Genomic DNA, 23668 nt, shown 5'->3' on the forward strand with positions numbered 1-23668 from the left:
AAAGGGTTTTTCAGGGATAGAATAATGGACAGGGACTACGTTGTTGAACGTTACCGGACCCGTGACGGGAAAGTGCCGTTTGAGGAGTGGGTAGCCAGAATGAATCGAAGGGATCCGGATACGGTTTTCCGGATCCTTATGCGGATCAACCGTGCAATAAAACGTAATTTTGGCGATTACAGATATCTCAGGGAAGGTGTTTGGGAGATGCGAGTCTACAGTGGCCCCGGCTACAGAATCTATTTTGCAGTAGAGAATCGGCAGGTTTTATTGTTACTTATCTGTGGTGACAAAAAGAGCCAAAAAGCGGATATCAAACTGGCAATAGATTACTGGAAAGATCATCAAATAAAAGGACAATCGAATGAGCGCCACTGAACGAAAATATTCGAGTTCTGTTAGCCATCATGATGCTGTTGTGAAAATGCTACGAGAGAATCCTTCCTACGCTCAGCGTTATTTGCAAACAGCCCTGGAAGAAATCTATGAAGACCAGGGGATCCCTGCCTATCTCATTGCACTCCGCCAGGTGATCGAAGCAAGAGGTGGCATCGGAGAAATTTCTGCTAAATCAGGCCTGTCTCGTCAGCAGCTATACCGAACCTTATCAGACAATGGCAACCCAACGCTGACAACGCTGATGAAAGTCACCCGTGCTGCCGGCGTGAAACTGTTCGACAGCACGGTTAAGTAGCCCTATTTAAGCCCTGTTTTTTTCTGCATTGCGGCCATCACGCCGGCTTTATCGGCCAGATAGTGGTTCAGCCCATTCGCGCGCAGATTACAGGCAGCGCACTGGCCGCAACCGTCGCCTTTGATGCCGTTATAGCAGGTGAGGGTTTCGCTGCGAACCAGGTCCAGCTTGCCCCAGTAGTCCGCCAGCGCCCAGGTTTCGGCTTTATCCAGCCACATCAGCGGGGTTTCAAAGCGCGTCTCTTTCGCCATCCCCAGATTGACGGCGTGGTTTAACGCCTTCACGAACTCATCACGACAGTCCGGGTAGCCGGAGAAATCTGTTTCACACACGCCCGTGATCACCGCTTCGGCTTTCACCTGGTAGGCGTAGATCGCCGTCAGGGTCAGGAAGAGGATATTACGGCCCGGCACGAAGGTATTCGGAATGCCGCTGGCATCGGGTTCGTAGTCCGGGACGGGAATACTGTCCCGGGTGAGGCTACTCACGGCCAGTTCATTTAACAGCGTAACGTCCAGCACCTTGTGCGCGCGTGCCCCCAGTTTCAGGGCCAGTTCACGGGCAACGTCGATCTCAGCGCGATGACGCTGACCATAATCGAAAGTCACACAGTGAACTTCATCGTACTGATGAAGAGCCTGAACCAGGCAGGTAGTAGAATCTTGTCCTCCGCTGAACACGACGACGGCACGTTTCATAAATCATCTCGACTGTTACGGTAAAAACGTTATGTTACCGTCTGACCACGACGGCGACCAGCTTCTTCACGCTTTGGGGGCGGGCAGCCAGGCTTCGGTAAAGTCAAACCAGCCGCGGGTGTTGAGGCGTATGCCGTTGACACCCGGCGGGGCGCTGATCTGGTATTGATAATTGAACAGTGGGGTGATCACCGCCTTTTCCATGAGTCCAGAGAAAATGGCCCTGAGCCCGGCATGTCTGGCCTGCTCATCAGACTGAGTCTGTACCGCATCCAGCGTGGCCTGCAGATGGGCATATTGCGGCGCGCTCAGCAGGTGCGGCCAGAGGGCATCACAGCGTAGCCACTGCTCAAGCGTATATTCCGGCGCTTCGCCAATCAGCCTGTCACCCATCATGAGATCCGCGTCCGCCAGTTGCTGGCATCCGTCCCAGGTTTTTGCATCGTGGAAGATAACCGTTAGCTCGCAGCCCTGCTGTGCAAGGTACTGTTTTAGCTGACGCGCCATCGTGTGCAACTCAACTGGCAAATGGTAAATCAGGGTTAAGGTCTCCGGCAGGGGGACATGTGCCAGATCCGACCACTGAGGAATCGCCCATCCGGGCAGTAGCTCCTCTGTTGGGGTAATCAGCCCCTCGTTGAGCGGCAGCGTATGCAGAAGCGATGAGAGATGAATGATGTTGATGAGCCGTCGTGCCTGCATTTCACTCAGCCGCGGGCTCTGCTTCAGGGTGAGATAGCAAAAGCCAAGACTGGTACTGTTCGTCACCAGGCGCAGGCTTTCAAGTTCATCCGGCTCGCCAATGGCGATCTGCACCGGATGGCGACAGCTGGTACCCAGCCCATAGTCAAACAGCGTCGGTGTGATCCAATATTCGATAGCCTTAAGCAGCGGGTGGCTGAGATGGTACTGCTCGTGGCTTTCCAGACGGACAAGATCGGGCTCATATACGCTTAACCTGAAGGGGCCGCAGCCCGTCATGGGCTGTTCGGGATGTGCAAGCCGACTACAGTAGGTGGCCAGGCGGTGTGCCAGCCAGTAGTCCGGCTGGTGCAGCGTGAACGTCAGACACTGAGGGTGAGTGACGTCAATGCGCAGGACGCTCTGGAACAGTTTACGCAGGGCGGGTAAGGCAAAAAGCGCATTCAGGCTTTGCTGAAGCTGTTCGGTTTCGACCTTATCGCCGTTATGCCAGTGTAAGGTGGAACGAATATAAAAATGCCAGCGCAAACCGTCCGCCGACACCTCCCAGTGATGGGCAAGGTCACCAGTCGGTTCACTGCTGTTGCCGTGAAAGCGAGTCAGTCCGGAAAAGATCTGTCCTGCCAGATGCTGTTCCGCCCGACCAGGTAAAAAACCCGGATGAAGCGGATCCAGCGAGCGGTAATAGGGGATGCGCAGCGTTGGCGTATCGTTTTGCCACTGCCCGCCTAAAAAGGGATGCAGCAATGATCGCAATGCGTCGGGGGCGAGCTGGGCCAGCTCAAGCACGTTGTGCTGTTCTCCCCGCCTCAGCGCCTCCTCCATCATGGTATTGCGCAGAGATTCAGGCGCGACATGGAACGTCAGTTCACCCCGTTTACCGCGGCCAGACTGCGCTCGCCAGCTCAGCCAGCCCGCCTCCTGTGCCTGACGCAGCAGCGTTCGGACATGCCGCTCGCTGCAAAAACAGCGGGCGGCCAGCTCGCTGATGGTGACCTGTTGCGTTGCACCCTCGGAAGGCTGCCAGAGCCGGTGATACTGATTAAGTCGATTGAGCTGGCGCATGCTAAACCCGGAACAATAATTATCATCTTTTCACTATTACTTCCGTATATCTCACACGATACTGTTGCACAAGTTAACCGCATCACATTTCGGGAGTAATCATGGCTCGGCTCGCTGCATTTGATATGGACGGTACGCTGTTAATGCCGGATCACCGTTTAGGGGAGAAAACCCTGAACACGCTGAAGCGTCTGCACGAGCGTAATGTCACCCTGACGTTTGCCACTGGCCGCCATGTGCTGGAGATGCGCCACCTGCTGGGCGCGTTTTCCCTCGACGCCTTTCTGATCACCGGCAACGGGACGCGAATTCACTCCGTAGAAGGCGATGTGCTGCACCGACAGGATCTCAACCCGGAAGTGGCGGACATCGTGCTGCACAGTACCTGGGACACGCAGGCCAGTATTCACGTGTTCAACGATCGGGGCTGGTTTACCGGAAGCGACATCCCGGAATTATTGCACGCGCATGTGTATAGCGGTTTTACATATCAGCTTATCGATCTGCGTCGGATCCCCGCCCATGCGGTGACCAAGATCTGCTTCTGCGGCGATCACGACGATCTCTGTCGATTACGGATTCAACTGAATGAGGCGCTGGGCGACCGGGCGCACCTGACCTTCTCGGCGGTGGATTGTCTGGAAGTGCTGCCGGTAGGCTGTAACAAAGGTTCCGCTCTGGCGGTGCTGAGCGACCACCTGGGATTAACGCTGCAGGAGTGTATGGCGTTCGGCGACGCCATGAACGACCGCGAAATGCTGGGTAGCGTAGGTCGCGGTCTGATCATGGGGAATGCGATGGCGCAGCTGAAAGCAGAACTTCCCCATCTGCCGATTATTGGTCACTGCCGTAATGAAGCGGTGTCCCATTTTTTGACGCATTGGCTGGACAATAACAACCTCCCCTATTCCCCCGAATAGTGAGACCCTTCCAGCAAGCCAGACTTCGGTCTGGCTTTTTTTTATTTCAGCAGCTGCGCAATCTGCGCTTTCCAGGGGGCGATATCACCGATGTTAGCCTGCACCCACTCCGCATTGTAGTAGGTATCAAGGTAACGCTCGCCGCTGTCGCACAGCAGCGTGACGATGGAACCGCTGCGGCCCGCTTCGCGCATGCGTGCGGCAAGCTGCAGCGCGCCCCACATATTGGTGCCCGTCGAGGCACCCACTTTGCGGCCCAGCTGCGTCTCCAGCCAGTGAGCAGTGGCCACGCTGGCGGCATCCGGCACGCGCATCATCTCGTCCACCACGTCGGGGATGAAAGAGGGCTCGACGCGCGGACGGCCAATGCCTTCAATTTTGCTGCCTACCGGGCTGCGCAGGCCAGCATCGCGGTTTTGCCAGTAGTCGAGGAACACGGAGTTCTGCGGGTCAACCACCATCAGCTGGGTATCGTAGCCCTGACAGCGGATGTAGCGTCCGATCGTGGCTGACGTGCCGCCGGTACCGGCGCTCATGACAATGTAGGACGGAACCGGATGCGGTTCGTGGGTCATCTGGCGGAAAATACTGTCGGCAATGTTGTTATTCCCGCGCCAGTCCGTCGCGCGCTCGGCGAAGGTGAACTGGTCCATATAGTGGCCGTTCAGCTCACGGGCCAGCATTTCGGAGGCGGCGTAGATTTCGCAGGCGCTTTCCACAAAGTGGCAGCGACCGCCGTAAAATTCGATCTGCTCGATTTTGCGTTTTGCGGTGCAGGAGGGCATCACCGCGATAAACGGCAGACCCAGCAGGCGGGCGAAATAGGCTTCGGATACCGCCGTTGAACCGGAAGAGGATTCAATAATGGTGGTACCCTCTTTAATCCAGCCGTTACATAAACCGTATAAAAACAGCGAGCGCGCCAGGCGATGCTTCAGGCTGCCGGTAGGATGGGTGCTTTCATCTTTCAGATAGAGCTGAATGCCGTCAAATCCCGGCAGGGAAAGGCGAATCAGGTGCGTATCCGCCGAGCGCTGATAGTCGGCATTGATTTCGCTGATCGCATGTTTAACCCAGGTGCTATTCATCGTCGTTATCCGTTTGTCATTTTGTGCCTAGCATAGCGAAAAGCACAGAAAAAATTGTTGCTATCTGGCCTTTAAAATAGAATGAAGGGAGAAAAATTTTCTCTGTGAGGTGGGTATGCTAGATAAAATTGACCGCAAGCTCCTTTCATTGCTGCAAAGTGACTGTACCCTCTCTTTGCAGGCGCTGGCAGATGCCGTTAATCTGACCACCACCCCGTGCTGGAAGCGTCTTAAGAAGCTGGAAGATGACGGCATTCTTCTGGGGCGCGTCGCGCTGTTAGATCCTGAAAAACTGGGGCTTGGGTTGACGGCATTTGTGCTGATAAAAACCCAGCATCACAGCAGCGAGTGGTATTGTCGCTTCGTCACCCAGGTGTCTGAGATGCCCGAAGTGCTCGGTTTCTGGCGCATGGCCGGCGAGTACGATTACCTGATGCGCGTCCAGGTGGCCGACATGAAGCGCTATGATGACTTCTACAAGCGGCTGGTGAACAGCGTGCCGGGGTTATCGGACGTCACCTCAAGCTTCGCCATGGAACAGATTAAATACACCACAGCATTACCTATTGAATAACTTCGTAAAATACCTTCAGGAACAAACCGCGTGCGATTATTTGCCCAATTAAGCTGGTACTTTCGTCGGGAGTGGCAACGCTACCTCGGTGCAGTCGCCCTGCTTATTATCATTGCCATCCTGCAGCTGATCCCGCCGAAAGTGGTGGGCTACGTCGTGGATGGCGTCACCGAACAGCATTACACCACCGCACGGGTGTTGATGTGGGTTGGCACGCTGGTGCTGACGGCGGTCATTGTTTATCTGCTGCGCTACGTCTGGCGCGTGTTGCTGTTTGGTGCGTCCTATCAGCTGGCCGTTGAGCTGCGCGAAGATTTTTATCACCAGCTGAGCCGACAGCATCCCGAATTCTATCTGCGCCACCGCACCGGGGATCTTATCGCGCGCGCCACTAACGACGTTGACCGCGTGGTCTTTGCCGCCGGGGAAGGGGTGTTGACGCTGGTGGACTCGCTGGTGATGGGCTGTGCGGTGCTGATCGTCATGTCCACGCAGATCAGCTGGCAGTTGACCCTGCTGGCCCTGCTGCCGATGCCGATCATGGCGCTGGCGATCAATCGCTATGGCGAACAATTGCACGAGCGCTTCAAGCTGGCGCAGGCGGCATTTTCGTCTCTGAACGATCGCACCCAGGAGAGCATGACCAGCATCCGCATGATCAAGGCGTTTGGCCTGGAGGACCGGCAATCAGCGCTGTTTGCGGCCGATGCCGCGGACACGGGAGCGAAGAACATGCGCGTCGCGCGTATTGACGCCCGTTTTGACCCGACGATCTATATCGCAATCGGCATGGCAAACCTGCTGGCCATTGGCGGCGGCAGCTGGATGGTGGTACAGGGCACGCTCACCCTGGGGCAATTGACCAGCTTTGCCATGTATCTGGGGCTGATGATCTGGCCGATGCTGGCGCTGGCCTGGATGTTTAACATTGTTGAGCGCGGCAGTGCCGCCTATAGCCGCATTCGCGCCATGCTGGCCGAAGCGCCGGTGGTCATCGACGGTAGCGAAGCCGTACCGGAAGGGCGCGGCGTCATGCATGTCGACGTCCGCAAGTTTGTCTATCCGCATACGGAGCATCCGGTGCTGGAGAACGTCAGCTTTACGCTGCAGCCTGGCCAGATGCTGGGCATCTGTGGCCCGACAGGATCCGGTAAAAGTACCGTGCTGTCGCTGCTCCAGCGCCACTTTGACGTCACGCAGGGCGATATTCGCTTCCATGATATTCCGCTCACCAGCCTGCTGCTGGATGAGTGGCGTGGTCGCCTGGCGGTTGTCAGCCAGACGCCGTTTCTTTTTTCTGACACCGTGGCGAACAACATCGCGCTTGGTTGCCCGGCAGCAACGCAGGAAGAGATCGAGCATGTGGCACGTTTGGCCAGCGTGCATGATGACATTTTGCGCCTGCCGCAGGGCTACGACACCGAAGTCGGGGAACGCGGCGTCATGCTGTCCGGCGGGCAAAAACAGCGTATCTCCATTGCCCGCGCGCTACTGCTGAATGCGGAAATCCTGATCCTGGATGATGCGCTCTCCGCCGTGGATGGCCGTACCGAGCATCAGATCCTGCATAACCTGCGCCAGTGGGGCGACGGACGCACGATAATCATCAGTGCCCACCGTTTGTCAGCGCTTACCGAAGCCAGCGAAATTCTGGTATTGCAGCACGGCCATATTGCCCAGCGTGGGCAGCATGACGCGCTGGCAGAGCAGCCGGGCTGGTATCGCGATATGTACCGCTATCAACAGCTTGAAGCGGCGCTTGACGATGCGCCGGAGCAGGATCAGGAGGCCGCCAATGCGTAAGCTCGGAACGATGTGGCCGACGCTTAAACGTCTGCTGGCCTACGGCTCACCGTGGCGTAAACCGCTTTCCGTTGCCGTGCTTTTACTCTGGATTGCGGCAATTGCTGAGGTGAGCGGTCCGCTGCTCATCAGCTACTTCATCGATAATATGGTCGCCAAAAGCTACCTGCCGCTCGGGCTGGTGGCGGGGTTAGGCGTGGCCTACGTTGGCTTACAGCTGACGGCGGCAGGATTGCATTATGCTCAGTCGCTGCTGTTTAACCGGGCCGCCGTGGGCGTCGTTCAGCAGCTGCGTACCGATGTCATGGACGCGGCGCTTCGCCAGCCGCTCAGCGAGTTTGATATCCAGCCGGTCGGGCAGGTGATTTCGCGCGTAACCAACGATACCGAGGTGATCCGCGATCTGTACGTCACCGTAGTCGCGACGGTATTACGCAGCGCGGCGTTGATTGGCGCGATGCTGGTGGCGATGTTCAGCCTCGACTGGCGCATGGCGCTGGTGGCGATCACCATCTTCCCGGCGGTGCTGATCGTCATGGTGATTTACCAGCGTTACAGCACGCCGATTGTGCGTCGGGTTCGCGCCTATCTGGCCGACATCAACGATGGCTTCAACGAAGTGATTAACGGCATGAGCGTCATCCAGCAGTTCCGCCAGCAGGCGCGCTTTGGGGAGCGCATGGGCGAAGCCAGCCGTTCACACTATATGGCGCGTATGCAGACGCTGCGCCTGGACGGTTTCCTGCTGCGACCGCTGCTGAGCCTGTTCTCAGCGCTGGTGCTGTGTGGGCTGCTGATGCTCTTTGGCCTGAGCTCAAACGGTACGATTGAGGTGGGCGTGCTGTACGCTTTTATTAGCTATCTGGGACGCCTCAACGAGCCGCTGATCGAGCTCACTACGCAGCAATCGATGCTGCAACAGGCGGTCGTCGCCGGTGAGCGCGTCTTTGAGCTGATGGACAGGCCGCGTCAGGCCTACGGCAATGATGAGCGACCTCTGCAAAGCGGGACTATCGCCTTTGATAACGTTTCGTTTGCCTATCGTGAAGACCGTCTGGTGTTGCAGGACATCACGCTTGACGTTCCGTCGCGCGGTTTCGTCGCGCTGGTGGGTCATACCGGCAGCGGTAAAAGCACGCTCGCCAGCCTGTTGATGGGCTACTACCCGGTCACGCAAGGCGAAATCCGCCTCGACGGGCGCCCGCTCGCGTCTCTTAGCCACACGGTGTTACGCAAAGGCGTTGCGATGGTGCAGCAGGATCCGGTCGTACTGGCCGATACCTTCTTTGCCAACGTAACCCTGGGACGGGACTATTCGGAGGAGCAGGTTTGGGCAGTACTGGAAACGGTGCAGCTGGCAGAGCTGGCGCGCGGGTTCAGCGACGGGATCAACACGAAGCTGGGCGAGCAGGGCAACAATCTTTCCGTGGGGCAAAAACAGCTCCTGGCGCTGGCGCGCGTCCTGATTGAAACGCCGCAGGTGCTGATTCTTGACGAAGCCACGGCCAGCATAGACTCCGGTACCGAGCAGGCGATTCAGCAGGCGCTGGCCGCCGTACGCGACCATACGACGCTGGTGGTGATTGCCCACCGTCTTTCCACCATCGTCGACGCGGACACTATTCTGGTGCTGCATCGCGGACAGGCCGTGGAGCGCGGTACGCACCGCGAGCTGCTGGAGGCAAAAGGGCGCTACTGGCAGATGTACCAGCTGCAGCTGGCGGGCGAAGAGCTGGCCGCCAGCGTGCGTGATGAAGAGTCGCTTAGCGCCTGATGCACTAAAATGAGGCGCCGCGCTAACAGTCATTCCTGTTGGTGCAAAACTGAAACGCACCCTGCACCGGCATGGTGCGTTTTTTTTCACCGGTTCATTTATCAGGACCGTGTAACGCACATCGCACCGCGATTCCCTCCCGTTTTCATTTCTGGCACATCCCTTGCAATACCTTCCGCGTAAGCTGCGGCCATTACCGAATTCTGACTGGAGGGGATCTATGAAGCTGGTTACGGTTGTAATCAAACCATTCAAACTCGAAGACGTGCGTGAAGCATTGTCTTCAATGGGTATTCAGGGACTGACTGTCACCGAAGTGAAAGGCTTTGGTCGTCAGAAGGGTCATGCCGAGCTTTATCGCGGGGCGGAATACAGCGTTAACTTTCTGCCAAAAGTAAAAATTGATGTCGCGATTGCTGACGATCAGCTTGATGAAGTCATTGATGTCATTAGCAAAGCGGCCTACACCGGCAAAATTGGCGACGGCAAAATTTTCGTTGCCGAACTGCAGCGCGTCATTCGCATCCGTACCGGCGAATCTGACGAAGCGGCTCTGTAATTAACGCCTGGCACACAGTGATAGGGATCGAGAAAATGAAGATAGCAACACTTAAAACGGGTCTGGGTTCGCTGGCGCTGCTGCCGGGCCTGGCGATGGCTGCTGCCCCTGCGGTGGCCGACAAAGCCGATAACGCCTTTATGATGATCAGCACCGCGCTGGTGCTGTTCATGTCCATTCCGGGCATTGCGCTGTTCTACGGCGGCCTGATCCGTGGCAAAAACGTTCTCTCCATGCTGACGCAGGTTGCCGTGACGTTCGCACTGGTCTGCGTGCTGTGGGTGGTTTACGGTTACTCGCTGGCGTTCGGCACGGGCAACGCGTTCTTTGGTAACTTCGACTGGGTGATGCTGAAAAACATTGAACTGACCGCGCTGATGGGCAGCTTCTATCAGTATATTCACGTGGCGTTCCAGGGCTCCTTCGCCTGCATTACCGTCGGGCTGATTGTGGGCGCGCTCGCCGAGCGTATTCGTTTCTCTGCGGTCCTGATCTTCGTGGTGGTCTGGCTGACGCTCTCCTATGTGCCGATTGCGCACATGGTCTGGGGTGGCGGTCTGCTGGCGACGCACGGTGCGCTGGACTTCGCGGGCGGTACCGTTGTTCACATTAACGCCGCGGTCGCGGGTCTGGTGGGCGCATACCTCATTGGCAAACGCGTGGGCTTCGGTAAAGAAGCGTTCAAACCGCACAACCTGCCGATGGTCTTTACCGGTACCGCGATCCTCTACTTTGGCTGGTTTGGCTTCAACGCCGGCTCAGCCAGTGCCGCAAACGAAATTGCCGCACTGGCCTTTGTGAACACCGTGGTGGCCACGGCGGGCGCAATCCTCTCCTGGGTGTTTGGCGAGTGGGCGGTGCGCGGTAAACCTTCCCTGCTGGGTGCCTGCTCGGGGGCGATTGCGGGTCTGGTCGGTATTACGCCTGCGTGTGGTTATGTCGGCGTAGGCGGTGCGCTGCTGGTCGGTCTGGTGTCCGGTCTGGCGGGTCTGTGGGGCGTGACCGCACTGAAACGTCTGCTGCGCGTGGATGACCCTTGCGATGTATTTGGCGTTCACGGCGTGTGCGGGATTGTCGGCTGTATCATGACCGGTATCTTCGCGGCGAAATCGCTCGGTGGTGTGGGCTATGCAGAAGGCGTCACCATGGTTCATCAGGTGCTGGTGCAGCTGGAAAGTATTGCTATCACCGTGGTGTGGTCTGCGGTTGTCGCGTTCATCGGCTACAAGCTGGCGGACATGACGGTCGGTCTGCGCGTACCGGAAGAGCAGGAACGCGAAGGTCTGGATGTGAACAGCCACGGCGAGAATGCGTATAACGCATGATCTGAGTGTCTTGCCGGGTGGCGGCTTCGCCTTACCCGGCCTACAACAGCACAAAACGTAGGCCCGGTAAGCGTCGCGCCACCGGGCTTTTTACATCAACCTCTGTTACGCATCACCCCTTCCTGCACCGTTGAAGCGACCAGCACGCCGTCCTGAGTATAAAACTCCCCACGCACAAACCCGCGGGCGCTGGATGCCGACGTACTCTCCACGCTGTAGAGCAGCCACTCATTCATGTTGAAGGGACGGTGGAACCACATCGAGTGATCGATCGTTGCGACCTGCATCCCTTTTTCGAGGAAGCCGACGCCGTGCGGCTGCAGCGCCACCGGCAGGAAGTTGAAGTCAGACGCATAGCCCAGCAGATACTGATGGACGCGGAAATCTTCCGGCACGGTGCCGTTGGCACGGATCCACACCTGACGCTTTGGCTCGGCGGTGTGGCCCTTCATTGGGTTGTGGAATTCGACGGGGCGGATCTCAAGCGGCTTATCGCAGAGAAACTTCTCTTTGACCTGCGGCGGCAGCAGATGCGCCAGGGCGCGAGCGATATCCGTTTCCGATTTGAGATCGTCCGGCGAGGGGGCAGGGGGCATGACTTTCTGATGCTCATAACCCGGCTCTGGCGCCTGGAAGGAGGCGGTCATGTAAAAGATCGGCTTACCGTTCTGAATGGCCGCGACGCGGCGCGCGCTGAAGCTGTTACCGTCTCGCAGAACTTCAACGTCATACACGATGGGTTTCGCGCTATCGCCAGGGCGTAAGAAGTAGCTGTGGAATGAATGCACCAGACGGTCTGCCGGGACAGTCTCCTTTGCAGCGTACAGCGCTTGTCCAACGACTTGCCCACCGAAGACCTGGCGTAAACCTAAATCTTCGCTTTGTCCGCGAAAGAGTCCTTCCTCAATTTTTTCCAGATTCAGTAATGTCAGCAGATTGTTCAGTGCCTGACTCATAATTGTCCTCAATAAACGCCGTAGCGAAAGATAGGCAGAGTATAACGCAGAAATGAAAGTGGTCCGATGGGTAGAATAATCTGAATATCGGCACGTTTTCAGGCATAAATCGGTGATCTGTGCCACACTTAACTACGTTATGTGATTAAAACGACATCGGATGGGATCGATCCCGCTGGTGCATTGATGATAAGGAGACTTCAATGAAACTCGTGCCCATGCTAAGTGGTGTAGCGATTGCGGTGGCGTTGTCCGCCTGTGCCGGTAAGAGCGCCCAGGTGCCAGTGCCAGCAGCAGACCCGAACGGGATTAATACCCTTTCGCAGCAGTCCATTCAGCAGCCTAACGTTTCCGGTACCATCTGGATTAAACAGAGAGTTGCGCTGCCGCCGGACGCGGTATTAACGGTGACGCTGTCTGATGCTTCCCTGGCCGACGCACCGTCGAAAGTCGTGGCTCAGCGTGCCGTTCGTACTGAAGGTAAGCAGGCGCCGTTTAGCTTCGTGTTGCCGTATAACCCGTCGGACGTGCAGCCTAACGCCCGTATCCTGCTGAGCGCAGCGGTAACCATTAACGGTAAGCTGGTCTTCATTACCGATACGGTCCAGGAAGCGATCAACAACGGTGGGACAAAAATCGACCTGAACCTGGTGCCGGTGCAGCAGACCGAAGTCCCGGTGGCACCGCAGACCAATCAGCCGTCATTGCCAACCCCACCGACTCAAATGTAATTTCTGCATTTCCCCTCTCCTCCGGGAGAGGGGTCAATACACCCAGCGAAACTTCTGCAAATCGATCTGACCCGACCCTGACACCTGCACCCCCTCTGAAAGTAACGCCTGACGCTGACGCTGGAGATCCGGCCCGGTGAGTGAGATGACGCCATGACGGTTCACCACCCGATGCCAGGGCAGCGTACTGCCTTCCGGCAGCCGTTTCAGGACGCCTCCAACCTGTCGCGCCGCGCGCGGGGAACCGGCCAGGCGCGCGATATCACCATAGGTGGTGACATAGCCCTCCGGGATTGAAGCCACGATTTGCCATACGCGCTGTGGAAAGGAGTCGTGCTCGTCCATACCTTCACCTGTGGGGAGTTTCTGGAGAGCCATGGTAAACGAAGATCGTCATGATTGCTGCGCCTGTTTGCGCAAGAAACCAGCATCCGGTTCCTGGCGGCTTGCAATTGGGCCTTCGCACAGGGATAATGCGCCAGCGCGTTGGTTATCAACGCTCTCAATGGGGGCTCTGTTGGTTCTCCCGCAACGCTACTCTGTTCACCAGGTCAGGTCCGGAAGGAAGCAGCCAGGGCAGACGACGTGTGTGCCGGGATGTAGCTGGCAGGGCCCCCACCCATTTCCGCCATCATAAAATCTTCCTGCTTTCACCTCTCACTTTTGACGGCTATCCCACAATAATATTATGCCTATATCGTGTAATATATATTTCATCGCGCTGAAATATTATTGTCATAAACCTGTAATAATAGTCGGGCATTTTATCATTGGCCGTCTATTTTATGGCATAACTCAAAAAAATATATATCTGGATAACATTGTTAACTTCGTGTATTAAATAAAGTACTTATTCCGAAGGGAAGTGACAAACATGGCTACAGCGGTATTAAACGTTAAGATTGATGACGCGCTAAAAGAAAGGCTTCGCCACTATGCGGAAGTGAATAACGAGAACTTAAGCGTGACGACAGAGAAACTGCTGCTGCTGGCGTTCGAAGCAGTAGAAGAGGCGGGAGTATCGGAAGAGGATATTGATAATCAGCACACGGAAGAAGAGAGTGTTTCTCCTTTTACTCCTAAAGAAATCAAAGCTCTACGCAAACTTCTGAAGAAGAGAAAATGAAACAACAACTGTCAACTGCCAGTGACTACAAAGAGGCCTGCGATCTGCTGCGTTCAGGCTACGTGAAGCATGTACGTCTTGGCTGGAATGTCGGAAGTGATGAGTTCTTTCGTATTGCGTCTGACTGGTGTGATACTGGCGCAAAAATAAAGAAAGACGGTGAAAACTTCGTTATTTCACTGAAAGGTTTTCCTATTCCTGCTCAGCATTAATTCCGGATGGGTGAAAACTGCTGACTGTATCCGTGACAGTCAGCAGTTTTTATTTTTTATGATCGGCTTCAAACTTTTGCTATTAAATCACGCTGCGTTTAACGGCTGGCACGTTTTTATTCAGGGCGAGCCATAACGGTTTAATCCTCAGCAGCGCCTGTTCAAGCTTCGTTGGCTCGAGCGAGAAGGGCATCCGCAAATAGCGGTCAAACGCGCCCGATAAGCCAAACCGCGTACCGGTTCCCAGATTAATCCCCAGGATCTCAGCCCTCGCGGCAAGCTGTGTCGCCAGCATGCCCGGTAGCTCGATCCAGTAAGAGAGCCCGCCTTCCGCTTCATGGAATGTCCAGTCCGGGAAATGTTCACGCAGCAGTTCACCGCATCGATTGCGTCGTTCCGCCAGCATTTTGCGGCGGGCGGGTAGAAACGTCTCGCTGTTGTTGATGAGCCACAGCGCCGCCAGCTGTTCCAGCAGCGGTGAACCTAAATCGAGGGTATCTCGCGTCTGGGCAAGCGTGGCGATCGTGCGCGAGGAGGCGCGGATCCAGCCGAGACGCAGCCCGCCCCAGAAACTTTTTCCGGCGGAGCCTAAGGTGATGACGGTGGCCTGCGGGTTAAAGGAGGCCAGCGGGGGCGGAGGAGGGGCGTCAAACCAGAGATCCACCATCGTTTCATCCACCACCAGCGCCGTACGGGTTTGCGCAGCAATATCGGTAATGGCCTGACGGGTCGCGATATCCATACAGCGTCCGGTGGGGTTATGAAAATCAGGCATCAGGTACGCCAGGCGCGGCGCGGTTTGGGCAAGCGTGGCGGCGAAGCCGTCCGTATCCCAGCCCGTTTCCGGCAGCGACACCCCCACGGGCCGACACTGCGCGCCCTGAATGGCGGCAATCGCCAGCGGATAGGTGGGGTGATCGACCACAACGCGATCCCCGGGCCCGGTCATCATCCGCAGGACCAGCGCGAAGCCGCTGACGGCGCCATTGACCACCATCACTTCGTCCGCGCGGGTGGGAAGGCCCCGCGCGGTATAACGCGCAGCGATGGCCTCCCGCAGCGTTGGCAGTCCTAGCTGATCGTAGCCCGTCAGCGAGAGGTGCTGCGTAATGGCCGTGAGCGCATGGGTATACGCCTGGTGGATCTCCGGCCCGGCATTGAGAGCGGCAGTGGAGAGATCCAGCGCGGCACTCGCTGCGGAAAGCGTGGGAACGGCGCGCGTATCCGGGAGGATCACGCGTGACCCGCTGCCGTGGCGGCTCTCAAGATATCCCTCCTCGCGCAGATGGGCGAGGGCGCTGCTGATAGTGGTCCGGCTTACGTCCAGCGCCGTGGCCAGCTCGCGCTCTCCCGGTAGCCGTGTATTCAGTGCCAGACGTCCATCAAGAATTAACAGGCGCAGCGCATCGGCCAGTTGTCGCCAGAGCGGCGTGCGGGATGAGGTTTGCTGCCAGTGGCCTAAAAGGCGTACCAGCGACTGGCTTCCGAAGCGACGTGACGACATATGCAGTCCACTATTTGAAAACTGGACATTAATCATAGTGCCATTTTGGGTCAGGATGAAAGCCTGGTTCACTGGAGAAGATAAAAATGGTACGTCGTCTGCTACAACTCTATGTCGGTTTAGGACTGTATGGCCTGTCCACCGCGATGTTTATTCGTTCCGATTTGGGTGTCGATCCCTGGGATGTTTTTCACCTTGGGGTGGGGATACAGCTGGGGATGACCATCGGGACGGTGATCATTTTAACCGGTGCTGCGGTGCTGCTGCTGTGGATCCCCCTGCGCCAGATGCCGGGCCTGGGCACCATCAGCAACGTGATTTGTATCGGTCTGGCGGCGGACGCCAGCATGGCGCTTATTCCGGAACTGGATTCGTTACCTGTTCGCATCGCTTTCCTGGTGTCGGGCATCGTGATGAACGCGATTGCGACCAGCATGTACATTGGCGCCGGTTTTGGGCCTGGCCCGCGCGACGGCCTGATGACCGGCATTCATGCCCGGCTGGGGTGGTCCATTCGCAGCGTGCGTACCTCGATTGAGGTGTCCGTCCTGCTGATTGGGTGCGTGCTTGGCGGCACGTTTGGGGTGGGAACGGTCGTGTATGCCCTGACCATTGGCCCACTTATCCAGCTCTGTCTGCCCTGGTTCCGCCAGAAGCCGCGCGTTGCTGAAATCGCGCAGCCGGAGCGGGTTGTCTAATTTTGCGAAGCGCTCACATGCTTTAACGGCGTCGCTGTGCCACAATAATGGGCCATGACTCACGCGATGCCACAATGCATGAAAGCGATCACTCTCTATGATGTCGCCCTCCTTGCGGGGGTTTCTTATCAGACCGTCTCTCGCGTCATTAACGACGCGGAGCATGTCTCTGCCCGCACGCGGGAAAAGGTGCAGCAGGCGATGGCAGAGCTGCACTACGTGCCTAACCTGCGGGCACAGCAGCTGGCGGGTAAACGCACCCGCACGCTGGGACTCATCACCACCGATCTGGCCCTGCATGCGCCCTCGCAAATTGTGTCGGCGGTAAAATCACGTGCGGCCGAAAAAGGGGCGAGCGTCCTTATCTCCATGGTCGAGCAACCGCAGCAGTGTCAGGCCGCGCTTCAGGCGCTACTGGCGCAGCGGGTGGAGGCGTTGCTGGTGAATGTGCCGCTCGACGATCCTGACGCCGAAGCGCTCAGGGCGCTGGCATCACCTGTTCCGGTGCTGTTCCTTGATGTCTCGCCTTCAGCACAGGTAAACAGCCTCGTGTTTAACGCCGGGCAGGGGGCGCATCTGGGCGTTGAGCACCTGCTTTCGCTGGGGCATCAGCATATTGCCCTGCTGAGCGGGCCGGAAAGCTCGGTCTCTGCTCGGGCGCGTCTGGCAGGATGGAAAGCGGCTCTGGCCCGCGCGGGGCATGACGCCGCTACGGTGGCTTATGGAGACTGGAGCGCGGCCAGCGGTTATGAGAAAGGGCATGTGCTGCTGTCGGGTAGCGCAGTGCCGGATGCCATTCTGGTGGCGAACGATCAAATGGCGCTCGGGGTGATGCGCGCCTGTGCTGAAAAGGGGATCGCGATTCCAGGTCAGATGTCGGTGGTCGGGTTCGACGATACGGCTGACAGCGCCTGGTTTTCCCCGCCGCTGACGACCATTCGTCAGGCATTTCGCGAGGCGGGCGAGCGCAGCGTGGAGTGGCTGCTGGCCCCCACCGAAGGCGAGACGTGCTGGCAGGTTCAGCTGCCGGTGGCGCTGGTTACCCGGCATTCCAGCGCGCGCCGCGCGCCACAGCAGGCCGAACGCGAGGATCTGGCGCAGCAGCTCAGAAGTCTGGCACTTCTGGCCGAGCAGCTTGCCCGCAAATAAAACTTTGTGATCGGACTCGCTACCCTGCGATCGAACGCTTTACCGTCGCAGAGTGCCAGGGCATGTTAACCAAAATTGTGAGCGCTTCGCAAAGAGGTTGATATGTCTCATACACCTTCGCTGACCCTCAGCGACATCCTGGCCCGTCGGGACTGGGAAAACCCCGGCGTTACCCAGTGGAACCGTCTGCCCGCACACGCGCCGTTGCACAGCTGGCGTAATGAATCTTCCGCCAGGGATGACGCTGGATCCCTCAGCAGGCGCTCCCTCAACGGGATCTGGCGGTTTAGCTACTTTTCTGCTCCCGAGCGGGTTCCTCAGGCATGGGTCACGGAAGATTGCGCTGATGTCGTCGCGATGCCCGTGCCGTCGAACTGGCAGATGCAGGGGTTCGATACGCCCATCTATACCAATGTCACCTATCCGATCCCCGTTAACCCGCCTTTTGTACCGCAGGAAAACCCGACAGGTTGTTACTCGCTCACATTCGACGTGGATGACGCCTGGCTTCAGAGCGGGCAAACCCGAATTATTTTTGATGGCGTGAACTCGGCGTTCCATCTGTGGTGCAACGGGCAGTGGATAGGCTATTCCCAGGACAGTCGATTGCCCGCCGAGTTTGACCTCTCGGCGGTATTACGCCCCGGGCAAAATCGCCTGGCGGTCATGGTCTTGCGCTGGTGCGACGGCAGCTATCTGGAAGATCAGGACATGTGGCGCATGAGCGGCATTTTCCGTGATGTCTCCCTGCTGCATAAGCCGGAGACGCACATTGCGGATTATCATGTGGTCACCGATCTGAATGCGGAGCTGGACCGCGCGGTGCTGAAAGTCGAGGTCGCGTTGACAGGCGCTGACTACGCGGAGTGCGACGTGGCGATAACGCTGTGGCGCCACGGTGAACGCTGTGGCAGCACCACCCAACGGCCAGGCTCTGCCATTGTGGACGAGCGCGGCAACTGGGCCGAGCGGTTAACGGCGGCGATCCCGGTTACAGCCCCGGCGTTATGGAGTGCAGAAACCCCGGAACTCTATCGCCTGACGATCGCGCTTTTGGATGCGCAGGGCAACGTGCTGGAGACGGAGGCCTGCGATGTCGGCTTCCGCCGGATTGAAATCAGCAACGGCCTGCTGAAGCTCAACGGTAAACCGCTGCTGATCCGTGGGGTTAACCGGCACGAGCATCACCCGGAAAACGGCCAGGTGATGGACGAAGCGACGATGCGTCGCGATATCGAGATCATGAAGCAGCACAACTTCAACGCCGTGCGCTGCTCGCACTACCCGAACCATCCGCTGTGGTACCGGCTTTGCGACCGCTATGGGCTGTACGTTGTTGACGAAGCCAATATCGAAACCCACGGCATGGTGCCGATGAGCCGCCTTGCTGACGATCCGCGCTGGCTGCCCGCCATGAGCGAGCGCGTGACCCGTATGGTGCAGCGCGATCGTAATCATCCCTCAATTATCATCTGGTCGCTGGGCAATGAGTCCGGCCACGGTGCAAACCACGACGCGCTGTACCGCTGGGTGAAATCCACGGATCCGACGCGTCCTGTGCAGTATGAAGGTGGCGGCGCGAACACGGCGGCGACCGATATTGTCTGTCCGATGTATGCCCGGGTCGATCAGGATCAGCCCTTCCCGGCAGTGCCTAAATGGTCAATCAAGAAATGGATCGGCATGCCGGATGAAACACGCCCGCTGATCCTCTGCGAATACGCCCACGCGATGGGGAACAGCTTCGGCGGGTTCGCGAAATACTGGCAGGCGTTTCGCAGCCACCCTCGCCTGCAGGGGGGATTTGTCTGGGACTGGATCGATCAGGCTCTGACGAAGCAAGATGAAGAGGGCAATTCGTTCTGGGCATACGGCGGGGGCTTTGGCGATAAGCCAAACGACCGACAGTTCTGCCTGAATGGGCTGGTCTTCCCCGATCGCACGCCGCATCCGGCGCTGTACGAGGCGCAGCGCGCGCAGCAGTTCTTCACCTTTACGCGGGTCAGCACCTCTCCGCTGGTGATTGAGGTGCAAAGCGGCTACCTGTTCCGCCATACCGATAACGAAGTGCTGAGCTGGACGGTCGCCCGGGATGGGGAGGTGCTGGCTTCGGGCGAGGTGACGCTGGCGATAGCCCCTGAAGGCGCTCAGCGTCTGGAGATCGCTCTGCCAGAATTGAAAGCCGAACCGGGGGAAGTCTGGCTGAATGTTGAAGTGCGCCAGCCGCGGGCAACGCCGTGGTCACCGGCTGACCATCGCTGCGCGTGGGAGCAGTGGCTGCTTCCGTCTCCGCTGTTTGTCGCACCGCCAGCCTCTGCGGGCGAGCCGCCGGTTTTGACGCAAAACGACCGCATCCTGGCGATCGCGCATGGTCAACAGCGCTGGCAGTTCGATCGGGCATCCGGAAACCTGACCCAATGGTGGCGAAATGGCGTGGAAACGCTGATGTCACCTCTGACGGATAACGTCAGCCGTGCGCCGCTGGACAATGATATTGGCGTGAGTGAAGCGACGAGGATCGATCCGAATGCCTGGGTTGAACGCTGGAAAGCGGCGGGCATGTACAATTTCACCTCGCGCGTTCTGTACTGTGAGGCAGAGCAGCATGCGGGCGAAGTCGTGGTCAACACCCTTCACGTCGGGGACTATCATGGCAAAACGCTGTTCCTGAGCCGTAAAGTCTGGCGGGTGGATGACCACGGAAGGCTGCACGGCGATATTCAGGTCGATATGGCGTCCGATATCCCGGAACCCGCACGTATTGGCCTGAGCGTTCATCTCGCCGAAACGCCGGAAAATGTGTCCTGGCTGGGGCTGGGGCCGCATGAAAACTACCCGGACAGAACGCTGGCGGCACAGCAGGGACGCTGGACATTACCCCTGGCGGAGATGCACACGCCGTATATCTTCCCGACGGAAAATGGTTTGCGCTGTGATACGCGGGAGCTGGTGCTGGGAACGCATCAGCTACATGGCCGGTTCCATTTCTCGGTGAGCCGCTACAGCCAGCAGCAGCTGCGCGAGACAACCCATCACCATCTGCTGCGGGAAGAGCCGGGGTGCTGGCTCAACCTCGATGCGTTCCATATGGGCGTGGGCGGCGACGACTCCTGGAGCCCCAGCGTTTCACCGGAATTCATTCTGCAGACGCGCCAGCTTCGCTACACCTTTAGCTGGCAGCAAAATCCTTAACGGATCATTGAGATGCGGCCACAGGGCGTGGCCGCAGGCTTACGCCAGAATGCCGCTCAGACCGTGCAGGCTCATATAAATTCCTACCACGGTAATCAGCGCTGCGGAAATCCATGGCGCTTTACGGGAAAGCTCGTTAAACCCGGGCCAGCGTTTTGTCGCGTGCTTGAGGCTTAAGGCGGCAATCGCACCGGAAGCCACCAGGGTTAACGCCAGCCCAATACTGAAGCTGAACACCAGCGTCGCGCCGAGGGCAAAATGCTTCAGCTGCAGGCAGATCAGCAGAACGGTGATGGATGCCGGGCAGGGGATAAGCCCGCCGGTCAGGCCAAACATCACGATCTGTCCTGTGGTGACGTTTTGTCCGCTAAAGCGCCGGTTGATATCCTGCGCGTGCGCGCGCTGGTGAGCATCCTGCCACTCCTCTTCAACCAGCGGGTGTTCGTGGTGGTGATGTTCATGATGATGGTCATGATCATGGTGGTGGTGATGATCATGGTCGTGATGATGATCGTGTGGCTGGCTCTCTTTCCAGGTTCGCCACGCCATCCACAGGGCGATCGCAACGATCAATACCCCTGAGATCAGCTGGAACCAGGGTTCAGACGTATGCGCATCCCATCCCCGCCCAAACCATAAACCCGCCATAGCGATGATCCAGACCACTGCCGTATGGGAAAGCGTGGCTGCCAGGCCGAGCAGGACCGCCTGTTTCAGCGTACCGCGGATAGCCACGATAAAGGCGGCCATCATGGTCTTTGAGTGGCCCGGTTCCAGGCCATGCAGCGCGCCAAGCAGGATGGCGCTGGGAACAAACAGCCAGGCATTACCCTGCTGCAGAAGTGAAGCAAAATCGGTCATGGGGGATTCCGGCGTGGAAAATGTCTGCAAATACTACTCCCCCCCAGTAGGATAATACTACCCCCCAGTAGAAAAATACTCAGGGGGAGTAGAGCGTGTTATGCTTTAAAAGCCAAAAATAAGGGATAGAGAGATGTCACATACCGTTCGCGACAAGAAAATGTTACTGACTCGGCTGAAGAAAATTCAGGGGCAGAGCAACGCTCTGGAGAAAATGCTGAACAGCGATCACGAATGCGCCGAGGTGTTACAGCAGCTGGCGGCGATCCGCGGGGCGGTCAACGGCATGATGATGCAGGTGATCGAAGGGCATTTAACCGATCATGTGGTGAAAGAACCTGAAGAAGCGCAGCGTGAAGCCGATCTTGGCGTGGTGCTGCAGGTGATCAAATCCTATCTTAAGTAGCGTGCGTGCCGAGGTTATTCTCTGCCCAAAGGATAAATTCCATTTTCGGCAGCGCTTTGCTGTAGTACCAGCCCTGCCCGTACTGCACGCCGTGCTGGTGCAGCCAGGCGAGCTGCCCGGCGGTCTCGACGCCTTCCGCAACCATCGCCAGCTTCAGCGACTTCGCCATTTCAATAATGTGTGGCGTCACGTTTTTGTACTCCAGCGCATCCACGAACGATTTATCAATTTTTAGCGTGTCGACGTCAAGATCCTGCAGGTAGCTCAGGCTGGAATAGCCCGTACCAAAATCATCAATATAGACAGGGTGCCCCGAACGGCGGAATGCGGCGATAGCCGGCGCGCTGATTTTGGGATCGGCAAAGCCGCGCTCGGTGACCTCAAGGGCGATTTGGCCCGGATGGACCTTCCATTTGTTCAGCAAGTGACTCAGCAGCGGCGGCAGCGTGCCGGAGGTCAAATCGGCGGGCGCGAGGTTGATGGAGATATGCTGATCGGGGTGAAGGTGCAGCCAGTTGCCCATATCCTCGAACACTTTTTCGATAACGAGCTGCGTCAGTTGGGAGATAAGCCCGGTTTGCTCAGCAAGGGGAATAAAGATATCAGGCGAGAGGCTGCTTCCGTCCGGCTGCGGCCAGCGCGTCAGCGCTTCTGCGCCGACAATTTTTCCGCTACACAGCGCCACGATGGGCTGATAGTGAACCACAAAATCGCGGCTGTTAATGGCGTCAAGCAGGCGGTTGCGCGGCGACTGGATGCGACGCAGTATCCGCAGGACAAAGAGCGCGGCAAGCAGGCTTATCAGGACGCCGAAGGGCAGCCATAAAAGCAGCTGCCGGTGCCAGGTTTCCGCCAGCGGTTTGAGCGTAGCCCATGCGACAACGGTAAACCCCAGTTCAGGTACAGGCTTCATAACGTACATTGAACCGTCGTACTGTATGCTGGTCATCTCCTGACCTTTGATCATGTCACGGATATGCGGATCGAGCGTATTGCTGCTGGCGAAGATACGGTGTGTTGTGCTTCCTACCAGGGCAGCATCAATCGCTATCTCGCCGAAAGGGATGACATCCACCAGTGAGGCCGGATCGACAAGGACAAGGTAATGACCTTGCCCCAGCACGGCCATGTAGCGCTGAAACCCAAGATCGTTTTGCGTGGTCAGCCATGCGCTGTAACCGTCTTCGGTAATGCGCATCGGCGGGGGGAAAGGGGCGGCATGGCTGGTTTGCTCAAGAGAGGAGCAGAGCGGCCTGAGGTTGTCGATATAAATCACTTCCTGGACGTATCGCCACGAGAAAGCGACCCGTCGCATCTCTCTTAACTGCAACGGGCTGCACGGCACGCCCTCAAAGGCCTGCAGATGATTAAGCGCTTCTTTCGCCTGATCCACGACCTTGTCGGTGCGTATCAGCACGCGTGAGGCATAGTTTTCCAGCGCATCGACAAATTTATCTTCCGCCTGGCGATGGGCCAGCCAGATGCTCAGGCAAATGGGGACCAGCACGGAAAAGATGAGTACGCCAGTCACCAGACTGACCAGATGTCGGGTTTTCATGCTGTCGTGTCCTTCCTCGTATACCCGTTCCTGAGCACTGAGTTCCCTGCCTGAAGAGAAAGATTTTACCGCG

Annotated in this window: 22 protein-coding genes, 1 other RNA gene and 1 pseudogene; 16 read left to right on the forward strand and 8 right to left on the reverse strand. The window is 57.6% G+C overall.

Annotated features, from left to right (window positions below):
- Window positions 1–24 precede the first annotated feature (24 nt).
- Both ABFV38_RS04930 and ABFV38_RS04935 read left to right on the forward strand, forming a co-directional pair.
- Window positions 25–378: a type II toxin-antitoxin system RelE/ParE family toxin gene (locus tag ABFV38_RS04930; RefSeq protein ID WP_348958674.1), complete on the forward strand. Its 354-nt coding sequence runs from the start codon at window positions 25–27 to the stop codon at window positions 376–378.
- Window positions 365–694, forward strand: coding sequence for an addiction module antidote protein (locus ABFV38_RS04935; RefSeq protein WP_028012165.1), 330 nt, complete (start codon window positions 365–367; stop codon window positions 692–694). Before ABFV38_RS04930 ends, ABFV38_RS04935 begins: the two co-directional genes overlap by 14 nt.
- Before the next feature lie 2 nt (window positions 695–696).
- Here ABFV38_RS04935 and queC read toward each other — a convergent pair whose 3' ends face one another.
- Both queC and ABFV38_RS04945 read right to left on the reverse strand, forming a co-directional pair.
- On the reverse strand, window positions 697–1392 hold the full coding sequence (queC, locus tag ABFV38_RS04940) for a 7-cyano-7-deazaguanine synthase QueC (protein WP_008503311.1): 696 nt from the start codon (window positions 1390–1392) through the stop codon (window positions 697–699).
- Between the two features lie 66 nt (window positions 1393–1458).
- A complete protein-coding gene (locus ABFV38_RS04945) occupies window positions 1459–3159 on the reverse strand; it encodes an SgrR family transcriptional regulator (protein ID WP_235401587.1) in 1701 nt (566 codons plus the stop codon).
- A gap of 101 nt (window positions 3160–3260) precedes the next feature.
- On the opposite strand from ABFV38_RS04945, the gene cof reads away from it, so the two are divergent.
- Window positions 3261–4079 (forward strand): HMP-PP phosphatase, encoded by an 819-nt coding sequence (cof, locus tag ABFV38_RS04950; protein ID WP_348958677.1) that lies wholly within the window; start codon window positions 3261–3263, stop codon window positions 4077–4079.
- Between the two features lie 41 nt (window positions 4080–4120).
- Here cof and ABFV38_RS04955 read toward each other — a convergent pair whose 3' ends face one another.
- Window positions 4121–5167 carry a PLP-dependent cysteine synthase family protein gene (locus ABFV38_RS04955; RefSeq protein WP_047074524.1) on the reverse strand — a complete coding sequence of 349 codons (1047 nt, stop codon included), beginning with the start codon at window positions 5165–5167 and terminating at the stop codon, window positions 4121–4123.
- A gap of 115 nt (window positions 5168–5282) precedes the next feature.
- Here ABFV38_RS04955 and ABFV38_RS04960 point away from each other — a divergent pair, with 115 nt between their 5' ends.
- The 5 genes from ABFV38_RS04960 to amtB all read left to right on the forward strand — a co-directional run bounded on the left by ABFV38_RS04960 (window position 5283) and on the right by amtB (window position 11202).
- Window positions 5283–5741, forward strand: a complete 459-nt coding sequence (locus ABFV38_RS04960) for an Lrp/AsnC family transcriptional regulator (RefSeq protein ID WP_008503307.1) — start codon at window positions 5283–5285, stop codon at window positions 5739–5741.
- Window positions 5742–5771: 30 nt separating this feature from the next.
- Entirely contained in the window at window positions 5772–7544 is a 1773-nt protein-coding gene (locus tag ABFV38_RS04965; RefSeq protein ID WP_111967297.1) for a SmdA family multidrug ABC transporter permease/ATP-binding protein, read from the forward strand.
- Entirely contained in the window at window positions 7537–9318 is a 1782-nt protein-coding gene (locus tag ABFV38_RS04970; RefSeq protein ID WP_048030098.1) for a SmdB family multidrug efflux ABC transporter permease/ATP-binding protein, read from the forward strand. Before ABFV38_RS04965 ends, ABFV38_RS04970 begins: the two co-directional genes overlap by 8 nt.
- A 220-nt stretch (window positions 9319–9538) precedes the next feature.
- Window positions 9539–9877, forward strand: a complete 339-nt coding sequence (gene glnK / locus ABFV38_RS04975; protein ID WP_008503304.1) for a P-II family nitrogen regulator — start codon at window positions 9539–9541, stop codon at window positions 9875–9877.
- Between the two features lie 35 nt (window positions 9878–9912).
- A complete protein-coding gene (gene amtB / locus ABFV38_RS04980) occupies window positions 9913–11202 on the forward strand; it encodes an ammonium transporter AmtB (protein WP_045909767.1) in 1290 nt (429 codons plus the stop codon).
- 95 nt (window positions 11203–11297) lie between these two features.
- On the opposite strand, the gene tesB is transcribed toward amtB, so the two are convergent.
- Window positions 11298–12158, reverse strand: coding sequence for an acyl-CoA thioesterase II (tesB, locus tag ABFV38_RS04985; protein WP_023293157.1), 861 nt, complete (start codon window positions 12156–12158; stop codon window positions 11298–11300).
- 203 nt (window positions 12159–12361) lie between these two features.
- Between tesB and ABFV38_RS04990 the strand changes: the two genes are divergently transcribed.
- Window positions 12362–12889, forward strand: coding sequence for a YbaY family lipoprotein (locus ABFV38_RS04990; RefSeq protein WP_024906833.1), 528 nt, complete (start codon window positions 12362–12364; stop codon window positions 12887–12889).
- 33 nt (window positions 12890–12922) lie between these two features.
- On the opposite strand, the pseudogene ABFV38_RS04995 reads toward ABFV38_RS04990, so the two are convergent.
- A pseudogene (locus ABFV38_RS04995) lies at window positions 12923–13320 on the reverse strand (MGMT family protein).
- Window positions 13321–13404: 84 nt separating this feature from the next.
- On the opposite strand from ABFV38_RS04995, the gene ffs reads away from it, so the two are divergent.
- The 3 genes from ffs to ABFV38_RS05010 all read left to right on the forward strand — a co-directional run bounded on the left by ffs (window position 13405) and on the right by ABFV38_RS05010 (window position 14227).
- An RNA gene (gene ffs / locus ABFV38_RS05000) (signal recognition particle sRNA small type) lies at window positions 13405–13501 on the forward strand.
- Between the two features lie 262 nt (window positions 13502–13763).
- Entirely contained in the window at window positions 13764–14015 is a 252-nt protein-coding gene (locus ABFV38_RS05005; protein WP_023310587.1) for a hypothetical protein, read from the forward strand.
- Window positions 14012–14227, forward strand: a complete 216-nt coding sequence (locus ABFV38_RS05010; protein WP_008503298.1) for a hypothetical protein — start codon at window positions 14012–14014, stop codon at window positions 14225–14227. The genes ABFV38_RS05005 and ABFV38_RS05010 overlap by 4 nt, the downstream gene beginning before the upstream one ends.
- An 82-nt stretch (window positions 14228–14309) precedes the next feature.
- Here ABFV38_RS05010 and ABFV38_RS05015 read toward each other — a convergent pair whose 3' ends face one another.
- The gene (locus ABFV38_RS05015) at window positions 14310–15731 is read right to left on the reverse strand and encodes a PLP-dependent aminotransferase family protein (RefSeq protein ID WP_348958681.1); all 1422 of its coding nucleotides are present in this window, start codon (window positions 15729–15731) and stop codon (window positions 14310–14312) included.
- A gap of 86 nt (window positions 15732–15817) precedes the next feature.
- Here ABFV38_RS05015 and ABFV38_RS05020 point away from each other — a divergent pair, with 86 nt between their 5' ends.
- The 3 genes from ABFV38_RS05020 (at window position 15818) to ABFV38_RS05030 (ending at window position 20770) form a co-directional block, all read left to right on the forward strand.
- Window positions 15818–16429, forward strand: coding sequence for a membrane protein (locus ABFV38_RS05020; protein ID WP_032656565.1), 612 nt, complete (start codon window positions 15818–15820; stop codon window positions 16427–16429).
- Between the two features lie 78 nt (window positions 16430–16507).
- Window positions 16508–17578 (forward strand): LacI family DNA-binding transcriptional regulator, encoded by a 1071-nt coding sequence (locus ABFV38_RS05025; protein ID WP_348958684.1) that lies wholly within the window; start codon window positions 16508–16510, stop codon window positions 17576–17578.
- 102 nt (window positions 17579–17680) lie between these two features.
- Complete coding sequence (locus ABFV38_RS05030; protein WP_348958686.1) at window positions 17681–20770, forward strand: beta-galactosidase; 3090 nt, start codon at window positions 17681–17683, stop codon at window positions 20768–20770.
- Between the two features lie 39 nt (window positions 20771–20809).
- Here the strand turns inward: ABFV38_RS05030 and ABFV38_RS05035 are convergent, their stop codons facing one another.
- The gene (locus ABFV38_RS05035; protein WP_334755520.1) at window positions 20810–21631 is read right to left on the reverse strand and encodes a nickel/cobalt efflux protein RcnA; all 822 of its coding nucleotides are present in this window, start codon (window positions 21629–21631) and stop codon (window positions 20810–20812) included.
- 133 nt (window positions 21632–21764) lie between these two features.
- Here ABFV38_RS05035 and ABFV38_RS05040 point away from each other — a divergent pair, with 133 nt between their 5' ends.
- A complete protein-coding gene (locus ABFV38_RS05040; RefSeq protein ID WP_024906840.1) occupies window positions 21765–22037 on the forward strand; it encodes a metal/formaldehyde-sensitive transcriptional repressor in 273 nt (90 codons plus the stop codon).
- Here ABFV38_RS05040 and ABFV38_RS05045 read toward each other — a convergent pair.
- Window positions 22030–23595: an EAL domain-containing protein gene (locus tag ABFV38_RS05045; RefSeq protein ID WP_348958688.1), complete on the reverse strand. Its 1566-nt coding sequence runs from the start codon at window positions 23593–23595 to the stop codon at window positions 22030–22032. The two genes, ABFV38_RS05040 and ABFV38_RS05045, sit on opposite strands and share 8 nt — an antisense overlap.
- Window positions 23596–23668 lie beyond the last annotated feature (73 nt).

Origin of the sequence: Enterobacter cloacae complex sp. Mu1197 (genome assembly GCF_040059225.1) — a bacterium.
In the GTDB taxonomy this organism is placed as follows: Bacteria; Pseudomonadota; Gammaproteobacteria; order Enterobacterales; family Enterobacteriaceae; genus Enterobacter; species Enterobacter quasiroggenkampii.

Coding starts and splice junctions, on each gene's coding strand:
- ABFV38_RS04930 (WP_348958674.1), top strand. CDS start 25: ATGGACAGGGACTACGTTGTTGAACGTTACCGGACCCGTGACGGGAAA.
- ABFV38_RS04935 (WP_028012165.1), top strand. CDS start 365: ATGAGCGCCACTGAACGAAAATATTCGAGTTCTGTTAGCCATCATGAT.
- queC (WP_008503311.1), bottom strand. CDS start 1,392: ATGAAACGTGCCGTCGTCGTGTTCAGCGGAGGACAAGATTCTACTACC.
- ABFV38_RS04945 (WP_235401587.1), bottom strand. CDS start 3,159: ATGCGCCAGCTCAATCGACTTAATCAGTATCACCGGCTCTGGCAGCCT.
- cof (WP_348958677.1), top strand. CDS start 3,261: ATGGCTCGGCTCGCTGCATTTGATATGGACGGTACGCTGTTAATGCCG.
- ABFV38_RS04955 (WP_047074524.1), bottom strand. CDS start 5,167: ATGAATAGCACCTGGGTTAAACATGCGATCAGCGAAATCAATGCCGAC.
- ABFV38_RS04960 (WP_008503307.1), top strand. CDS start 5,283: ATGCTAGATAAAATTGACCGCAAGCTCCTTTCATTGCTGCAAAGTGAC.
- ABFV38_RS04970 (WP_048030098.1), top strand. CDS start 7,537: ATGCGTAAGCTCGGAACGATGTGGCCGACGCTTAAACGTCTGCTGGCC.
- glnK (WP_008503304.1), top strand. CDS start 9,539: ATGAAGCTGGTTACGGTTGTAATCAAACCATTCAAACTCGAAGACGTG.
- amtB (WP_045909767.1), top strand. CDS start 9,913: ATGAAGATAGCAACACTTAAAACGGGTCTGGGTTCGCTGGCGCTGCTG.
- tesB (WP_023293157.1), bottom strand. CDS start 12,158: ATGAGTCAGGCACTGAACAATCTGCTGACATTACTGAATCTGGAAAAA.
- ABFV38_RS04990 (WP_024906833.1), top strand. CDS start 12,362: ATGAAACTCGTGCCCATGCTAAGTGGTGTAGCGATTGCGGTGGCGTTG.
- ABFV38_RS05005 (WP_023310587.1), top strand. CDS start 13,764: ATGGCTACAGCGGTATTAAACGTTAAGATTGATGACGCGCTAAAAGAA.
- ABFV38_RS05010 (WP_008503298.1), top strand. CDS start 14,012: ATGAAACAACAACTGTCAACTGCCAGTGACTACAAAGAGGCCTGCGAT.
- ABFV38_RS05015 (WP_348958681.1), bottom strand. CDS start 15,731: ATGTCGTCACGTCGCTTCGGAAGCCAGTCGCTGGTACGCCTTTTAGGC.
- ABFV38_RS05020 (WP_032656565.1), top strand. CDS start 15,818: ATGGTACGTCGTCTGCTACAACTCTATGTCGGTTTAGGACTGTATGGC.
- ABFV38_RS05025 (WP_348958684.1), top strand. CDS start 16,508: ATGAAAGCGATCACTCTCTATGATGTCGCCCTCCTTGCGGGGGTTTCT.
- ABFV38_RS05030 (WP_348958686.1), top strand. CDS start 17,681: ATGTCTCATACACCTTCGCTGACCCTCAGCGACATCCTGGCCCGTCGG.
- ABFV38_RS05035 (WP_334755520.1), bottom strand. CDS start 21,631: ATGACCGATTTTGCTTCACTTCTGCAGCAGGGTAATGCCTGGCTGTTT.
- ABFV38_RS05040 (WP_024906840.1), top strand. CDS start 21,765: ATGTCACATACCGTTCGCGACAAGAAAATGTTACTGACTCGGCTGAAG.
- ABFV38_RS05045 (WP_348958688.1), bottom strand. CDS start 23,595: ATGAAAACCCGACATCTGGTCAGTCTGGTGACTGGCGTACTCATCTTT.